Annotated in this window: 6 protein-coding genes; 5 read left to right on the forward strand and 1 reads right to left on the reverse strand. The window is 66.7% G+C overall.

Annotated features, from left to right (window positions below):
• Positions 1-58 precede the first annotated feature (58 nt).
• From VH499_RS13470 to VH499_RS13480, 3 genes are all read left to right on the forward strand, one after another.
• Positions 59-1,942 (forward strand): protein kinase domain-containing protein, encoded by a 1,884-nt coding sequence (locus tag VH499_RS13470; RefSeq protein WP_332053256.1) that lies wholly within the window; start codon positions 59-61, stop codon positions 1,940-1,942.
• Between the two features lie 230 nt (positions 1,943-2,172).
• Positions 2,173-3,252: a serine hydrolase domain-containing protein gene (locus VH499_RS13475; protein ID WP_332053257.1), complete on the forward strand. Its 1,080-nt coding sequence runs from the start codon at positions 2,173-2,175 to the stop codon at positions 3,250-3,252.
• A 1-nt stretch (position 3,253) separates the two neighbouring features.
• On the forward strand, positions 3,254-4,684 hold the full coding sequence (locus tag VH499_RS13480) for a DHA2 family efflux MFS transporter permease subunit (RefSeq protein ID WP_332053258.1): 1,431 nt from the start codon (positions 3,254-3,256) through the stop codon (positions 4,682-4,684).
• 14 nt (positions 4,685-4,698) lie between these two features.
• Here VH499_RS13480 and VH499_RS13485 read toward each other — a convergent pair whose 3' ends face one another.
• Positions 4,699-5,373, reverse strand: coding sequence for a DUF1345 domain-containing protein (locus tag VH499_RS13485; protein WP_332053259.1), 675 nt, complete (start codon positions 5,371-5,373; stop codon positions 4,699-4,701).
• Between the two features lie 179 nt (positions 5,374-5,552).
• Here VH499_RS13485 and VH499_RS13490 point away from each other — a divergent pair, with 179 nt between their 5' ends.
• Together VH499_RS13490 and VH499_RS13495 are read left to right on the forward strand one after the other, a co-directional pair.
• On the forward strand, positions 5,553-6,341 hold the full coding sequence (locus tag VH499_RS13490) for an orotate phosphoribosyltransferase (RefSeq protein WP_332053260.1): 789 nt from the start codon (positions 5,553-5,555) through the stop codon (positions 6,339-6,341).
• Positions 6,342-6,404: 63 nt separating this feature from the next.
• Positions 6,405-7,747 (forward strand): peptide ABC transporter substrate-binding protein (locus VH499_RS13495; protein ID WP_332053261.1); only part of this gene is annotated, 1,343 nt, incomplete at its 3' end.

Here is a 7,747-nt window from a genome sequence, read left to right on the forward strand (position 1 = left end):
TGATCTGCTCGAAATAGTTGCAATTTATATGTGACGTTCTAACCGGCCGGGGGATCTGGTGCCGGGAACCGAGGCGAAGTCCAACCCAAGCAAGGACGTGCGTGGCGTGTTGTGCGCTGGCACGCGACTGCTGGGCTATGAAATCGTTTCCGTCCTTGGGCAAGGCGGATTCGGCGTCACCTACCTTGCGCGTGACGTGAGCCTTGATTGCCGCGTGGCGATCAAGGAATACCTGCCGACCTCGATTGCCTTGCGTGAGGGCGGGACGAGCATCGTGCCGCGCTCGGCCGATCTGTCAGAAAGGTTCGAGTGGGGACGTGAGCGCTTCCTCGCCGAGGCCCGCGCACTGGCAAAGCTCGGCGATGCGCCGGCAATCGTGGGTATTCATGATCTTCTGGAGGCCAACGGCACCGCCTACCTGGTCATGGAACTGGCCGGCGGTGAACAGCTCCACCGGCGTCTGCTGCACGACAAATCGCTGTCGCCTCCCGTCATCGAGCGGATGCTTTCGTCGTTGCTCGAGGGACTGCAGGCAGTGCATACCGCGGGCCTTCTGCACCACGACATCAAACCGGCCAACATCATCGTCGACTCCAGGGGCAACCCGACGCTGGTCGATTTCGGTGCGGCGCGCGCCGCGATGGCCGGTCGCGCCGCCGGGAGTCCCGCCGCCTCCACGTCGGGCTACGCCGCCGCCGAGCAATTCAACTCCGCCAAGCAGGGTCCATGGACCGACATCTACGGTCTGTCGGCGACGCTCTATCACGCAATCAGCGGCAAACCGCCGCCCAGCATCTTCGATCGCATGCTGGACGATGCCTGCGAACCGTTGGCCCGGTTGATGCCGAAAGGGTTCGCGCCGGCCCTACTGGTCGGCATCGATGCGGGACTGCGGGTGCGCGCCAGTGAACGGCCGCAGTCGATCGCCGACTGGAGATCGATCCTGCCGCCGTTCGGACCGCTCGACGAAGCGGAAGCATTCGTGATGCGTGGACCGCTGGCCGCAAGAGCAGCCGTCGCCGCGTTTTCGTCGAGGCCCAAGCGCGGCATGGGATTCTGGGTCGGGCTTTCGGCGGCCGTCGTCGTGGCGGCCCTGGTGTCCGATGGGGCATTGAAGCTGATGGCGTCGAGCAGCGAGACGGCCGACGCGACGCATCGCCCCGCCGTGACCGAGTCGGCAGCGCTGAAACAGGCCGAGGCCAGAACGCTCGCCGAGGAAGCCGGCCGGAAGGCCGCCGAGGAGAAGCTCGCCGCCGAAACGGCGGCACGTCGCCACGAGGAAGAAGCCCGGCTGGCGCGCCAGCAGGAACAGACGGCGGCAATCGAATCGGCTCGGCAAATCGCCGAAGCCGAAGGGCGCGCGGCTGCGCAGGAAGCGCTGCAGCGCGAGGCGGCCGCGGAGGTTTCTCGTCAGGCTTCCGCCGCGAAGGCGCCTGAAAGCGGGCCGAACACGGAAGCCGCCCTGAACCTGTCCGAGCAAGAGCGCAAGCGGGTCCAGGCTGCCCTCACAGCACTCGGCCATGAAGTGCCGGTGACAGGCTACTTTGGCCCGATCACCCGGTCGATGATCACGGCCTGGCAAAGGACGCAGGGACTGCCCGAAACAGGCTTCCTCGACGTCCCCCAGCTCGCCGCCTTGTACGCGCAGCCCGTGCCGACGGGAGACGTGGCCGAGCGGATCAAGCTCGACGCCCAGCGGACCGAGGCTGCCCTGAACCTGTCCGACCAGGAACGCAAGCGCGTGCAGGTCACCTTGACCGCGCTCGGCCATGAAGTTCCGACGACGGGCTACTTCGGACCGATCACCCGAAGGATGATCACGGCCTGGCAAAAGACGCAGGGTCTGCCGGCGACCGGCTATCTGACGGATCCGCAACTCGCGGCTCTCGAGCAGCAGGCGGCGGGCGGATCGGCCAAATACGAACAGGCCCGGCGCCAGTAAGGGCCATGCCGGCGGAACCGGGCACGGAGCCATCCCGGGCATAAAGCTCTTGCGCTGGCCAGCCATCGTGCAAGGTGCGAGCCGCCGCGACTTTCGCTACAAGCGACTGACAGAGATGGATGGCGTGCAGGCGGATATGCGCTTCTTCAAATGCTGGCCGTAGTCGCCGCCGCGTCATCCCGGACCGGTCGGTCGGCTTCCGCTTCGCAATGACTCCACGTCCCGGGCCAGTGTCGTCGCGCCGGCTTTTCCTCGCCGGCGGCATGGCGGCGCTCCGGCCGCGCCGGGCTTCCGCGCAGGAGGATCCGGTCCTGGCCGATCACCTGCGCGCCTTGATGGTGCAGCATCGCGTCCCGGCAGCGAGTGTCGCCCTGATCAGAAACGGCGCGCTTGCCGAACGGGTCACGCCCGGTGCCGATCCCGACACGCTGTTCCAGGCCGCCTCCATCAGCAAGGTCGTCGCAGGTCAGGTGATCCTGCATCTGGTGGATCGCGGCGACATCGATCTCGATCGGCCCGTGAACGATGTGCTGCGATCGTGGAAGCTGCCGGGGACGCAGGCCGCGGCCGTGACGCCACGCCTGCTCCTCGGCCACCGCGCCGGAACCAACGTGCCGGGCTTCCCCGGCTATATGGGCGGCGCGCCGCTGCCCGATCTGCGACAGATCCTGGACGGCGCATCGCCGGCCAATACCCCCGCGGTCCGGGTCGAATGGGAGCCGGGCCGCGCCTTCCGCTATTCCGGCGGCGGCACCATGGTGCTCCAGCAACTCGCCATCGACGTCGCGCGCCGAACGTTCGCGGCCCTTGCAGCCGATCTGGTGCTGAAACCGGCGGCCATGAGCCGCAGCTCCTTTGCCCAGCCGCTGCCGCGATCCGAATCGAACGCGGCAAGCGCGCACGATCTGGAGGGCCGGCCGCTGCCGGGAAAATTCCATGTCTATCCCGAGCTCGCGGCGGCCGGGCTCTGGTCGAGCGCGACCGACCTCGCCCGCCTCGCTCTCGCCATATCCGCAAGCTGGCGTGACGGCGCAATGCTGAGCCGGCCTCTCGCCCGAACGATGGCGCATCGCCTTGCGGACGGTCCCTCCGGCCTCGGCATCTTCGTGCAGCCGCAGAGCGGTCGTGCGCCCTTGCTCTATCACTATGGTGTGAACGCCGGCTTCCGTTCGGTGCTGACTTTTGTCGCCGACGGCAGCTTCGGTCTGGCATTGATGACCAACGGCGAGGGCGGACGCGCCCTCATTCCCGCCTTCTGCGGAGGAATCTTTGCGGCCAACGGACAAGGATCGGTTCCGCCCATCGACTGACATGACGACCACGACCACCATCCCCGCCGACCCGACCAGAACCATCAAGCGCCTGCTGCCGTGGCTCGTCGCCGTCGCCTTCTTCATGCAGTCGCTCGACACGACGATCCTGAACACGGCGGTGCCGGCGATCGCCGAAGCCATGAACGTGACGCCGCTCGACATGAAGTCGGTGCTGGCAAGCTATACGCTGAGTCTCGCCGTCTTCATCCCGATCAGCGGCTGGATGGCGGACCGTTTCGGCACGCGGCGGGTGTTCGCCTGCGCCATCGGCCTGTTCACGGCGGGCTCGTTGCTGTGCGGCATGTCCGTCAACATCACCATGCTGGTCGCCTGCCGCATCCTGCAGGGCATGGGCGGCGCCATGATGGTGCCGGTGGGCCGCATGACCATGGTGCGGGCGTTTCCCAAGTCGGAGCTGATCCGCGCGATGAGCTTCGTGTCGATCCCGAGCCTGGTCGGCCCGATGCTGGGACCGATCTCGGGCGGCCTGATCGTGCACTACCTGCATTGGAGCGTGGTGTTCTTCGTGAACATCCCGGTCGGCCTCGCCGGACTTTATCTCGTCTATCGTTTCCTGCCCGACTATCGCGAGGCCAGGACCCATGCGCTCGACATCGTCGGCCTGATCCTGTTCGGCTCGGGCATCGCCCTGCTCTCCTACGTACTCGAGGTGTTCGGCGAGAACAGCCTGGGCGACATCGAGATGATCGGCCTGCTCGGCCTCGCGGCGGCGCTGCTCGCAGGCTACGGCATCAAGGCCACGCACACGCCGTTTCCGCTGCTGCATCTCGGCCTGTTCCGTCTCCGCACCTTCCGCGTCGCCGTGAGCGGAAGCTTCTTCAGCCGGCTCGGCCTTGGCGGCATCCCCTTTCTCTTTCCCCTGCTCTACCAGGTCGGCCTCGGCTATTCGCCGATCGAATCGGGGCTCCTTGTGATGCCGCAGGCCATGGCCGCCATGGGCCTCAAGGTGATCGTACCTAGGATCCTCGCACGGCTCGGCTATCGCAACGTGCTGGTCGCCAACACCCTCACCCTCGGCGTGCTGATCATGCTGTTCGCGACCATCGATGTCGGCACGCCGGCATGGCGCATCGCGCTGCAGGCCTTCATCCTCGGCTTCTTCACCTCGACGCAGTACACGAGCATGAACACGCTGGTCTATGCCGATGTCGCAGCGCGGCAGGCGAGCGCGGCCAGCACTATCGCCAGCACCGGCCAGCAGATGTCGATCAGCTTCGGCGTCGCATCCGCGTCCCTGATCGCCGCCATGTTCGTGCCCCAGAGCCTGCGCTCCGATCCGACCGCGCTGATCCACGGCGTGCACCAGGCCTTCATCGTGCTCGGGCTGATGACCATGGCCTCGTCCGTCATCTTCATGGAGCTCAGGAAGAACGACGGCGGCGCGATCAGCGGCAGGAAGCTCGTCTGACGCCGTCGGCCGCGCTACGACAGCAGGCTCGCGCCGACGTTGATCGTGAGGGCGAGAACGGCCGTGTTGAAGCCGAACGACACGACGCCATGGACGAGACTGAGCCGCCGCATCACCGGCGACACGGTGTTCACGTCGGCGGTCTGCGTCGCGCAGCCGATCACGAAGGCGAAGTAGAGGAAGTCGCGATAGTCGGGCGGCCGGTCGCCGGGGAACTCGAGCCCGCCGCGCGGTCCGGCCTTCCCGGGGCGGTAGAAGGCGTTGGCATAGTGCAGGGTGAAGACCACGTGCGTGAAGGTCCATGACAGGGCGACGGTCGCGGCCGTGACCAGCAAGCTGCCCCACGGCGTCTGGTGGGCCGACTTGATCACCGCGAGCTCGGCGAAGATCGCGCCCAGGCTGGCGGCCGCACTGCCGACCACGATCATCAGGATGACCCAGTCGCTTTCGTCGTAGAGCGAGGCGTTCCAGTGGCAGGTCTCGACCGTCGACCGGGCGATCATCGTGAGGGCGAATCCGACGTAGATCGCCGCCGTCAGGTCCCACGAGATCAAGAGCCGCGTCACCGGCCGCATGGTCTGCGGCAGCAGGAGGTAGAGCACGACGCCGGCCGCCACGGAGAAAAGCAGCCGGCCGCGCGCCACCAGGATCCGGGCCAGCCGTGACCGGGGCAAACGACGCGTCTTCATGGACCTCCACATGGCTCTTTCGGCTCCTTGCGGCAACGAACTAGGTCAGTTCTCGTCGAAAACGGACAGAATCCATCCCGATCCAGGCCCCGATCGGGCGTCGCCGCCCTTGCCGGTCCTGTGGATGAACGCTAAACACACGGCCGTCATTTTGTCGCAAGCGGCGGGGGGAAAGCAGCATGGCGACGAAGAAGAAAAAGACCAGACCGGCGCCTCATGCGCCGGCCCATGCAGGCGCCAAGTCCTTGAATGGAAAGGCGAATTATCCGCGCGCGACCGGTACCAGCGAGGCCCGTGAGACCGCTCGCCTGCTGCTCGACATCGAAGCCATCCACTGTCGGCCGGATAATCCGTACATCTTCACCTCGGGGCGGGCGAGCCCGGTCTATATCGATTGCCGCAAGCTGATCTCCTTCCCCGAGGCGCGGGCCAGGATCATGGGCTATGCGCTCAAGGCCATCGACAGGGAGATCGGCTGGAACAGGATCGATGTCGTGGCCGGCGGCGAGACGGCCGGCATCCCCTTCGCGGCCTTCCTGGCGGCGTTGGCCAAGAAGCCGATGATCTATGTCCGCAAGCAGCCCAAGGGCTTCGGCCGCATGGCGCAGATCGAGGGCGACCTGAAGTCCGGCAAGCGCGTCCTCCTGGTCGAGGACCTGGCGACGGACGGCGGCAGCAAGCTGGTCTTCATCGATGCGCTCAAGAAGGCCGAGGCCCGGGTCACCGACTGCTTCGTGATCTTCCACTACGGGATCTTCCCGCAAAGCGTCGAGACCCTGGCCCTCGCCGGCGTCAAGCTGCATGCGCTGGCGACCTGGTGGGATGCGCTGGAGGCCGCCCAGAAGCACAAGTACTTCGACGAGAAGGGCCTCACCGAGACGCGCGCCTTCCTCGAGGCGCCGGAGCAATGGTCGGCCAATCATGGCGGCCGCCCGCCGGCGCCGCGGCCGATGGGCCTCGGCCGCTAGCCGGTAGCCCAGGGCGAGCGGCACCGCTCGCCGCCACGGAACGCGCACGAACGCGCGCCTGCCTTGAGCTTCGGCGTCGCCAATGCGAGCTTGGCGCGGATGTTCGGTCGCCGCGCCTTCTTCGGTCTTGCGCTCTCCTCGATCGGCTCGCCGGCGCGCGCCGCGGCCAAGGAGGAGCTGGTCATCGGGACCACCCAGGCGCCCGGCACGATGAACCCCCTCATCGGCTCGATGCTCGCCAAGGCGCTGATCCAGAACATGACGTTGCGCCCGTTCACAGCCTACGACGCGGACTGGAAGCTGGTCTGCCTCGCCTGCACCCGGTTGCCCAACCTCGAGGACGGCACCGCCCGCGTCGTCGATCTGCCCGGCGGCAAGCAGGGCATGGAAGTCGACATCGAGATCAAGCCGCTGACATGGGGCGACGGCACCCTGGTCACGACGCGCGATGTCGCCTTCACCCTGGCGGTGGGCAAGCACCCGCTCTCGGGCGTGGCCTCGGCGGAAGGGTACCGGCGGATCGTGAAACTCGACATCACGGACGAGCGGCATTTCACGGCCACCGTGGATCGCGTCACCTTCGACTACGACAGCTTCGACTTCGTGGTCGTGCCGGCGCACATCGAAAAGCCGATCTTCGACGCCAATCCGGCCGAATATCGCAACAAGACCGCCTATGACACCGACCCGACCAATCCCGGGCTGGGCTTCGGGCCCTATCGCATTGCCGAGCTGGTGCCGGGCACCCGGGTCGCGCTTGAACGGAACGTCCACTGGGAAGGGGAGACACCGTATTTCAAGCGGATCGCCTTCAAGTTCATCGAGAACAGCTCGGCCCTCGAGGCCAACCTCTTGTCGGACAATGTCGACTACGTTCTGGGAGAGCTCGGGCTGTCGCTCGACCAGGCCCTGGCGATCGAGAAGCGCTACCGCGACCGATACAACGTCATCTACAAGCCGGGCCTCGTCTACGAGCACATCGACGTCAACCTCGACAATCCGTTGCTGAAGGACCGGCGCGTGCGCCAGGCGCTCCTGATGGCGATCGACCGCCAGGCCATCTCCGACAAGCTGTTCGACGGCAAGCAGCCGGTCGCCAACGGCGATATCAGCCCGCTCGATCCCATGTACAGCCCGGCGGCCCGGCACTATGCCTACGATCCCGCGGCCGCCCGAAAGCTCCTCGACGCGGCCGGATTTGGCGCCATCACGAACGGCGTGCGCGTGGACGCCGAGGGGCGGCGCTTCTCGATCGAGCTCATCACCACCGCCGGCAACCGCGTGCGCGAGCAGGTGGCGCAGGTGATCCAGAGTCAGCTTCGCCGGGTCGGCATCGAGCTGCGCATCAAGGCCCAGCCGCCGCGCATCTTCTCCGACGCGCTGAACCACCGGCGCTTCACCGGCCT

The organism is Reyranella sp., from assembly GCF_036558665.1.
In the GTDB taxonomy this organism is placed as follows: domain Bacteria; phylum Pseudomonadota; class Alphaproteobacteria; order Reyranellales; family Reyranellaceae; genus Reyranella.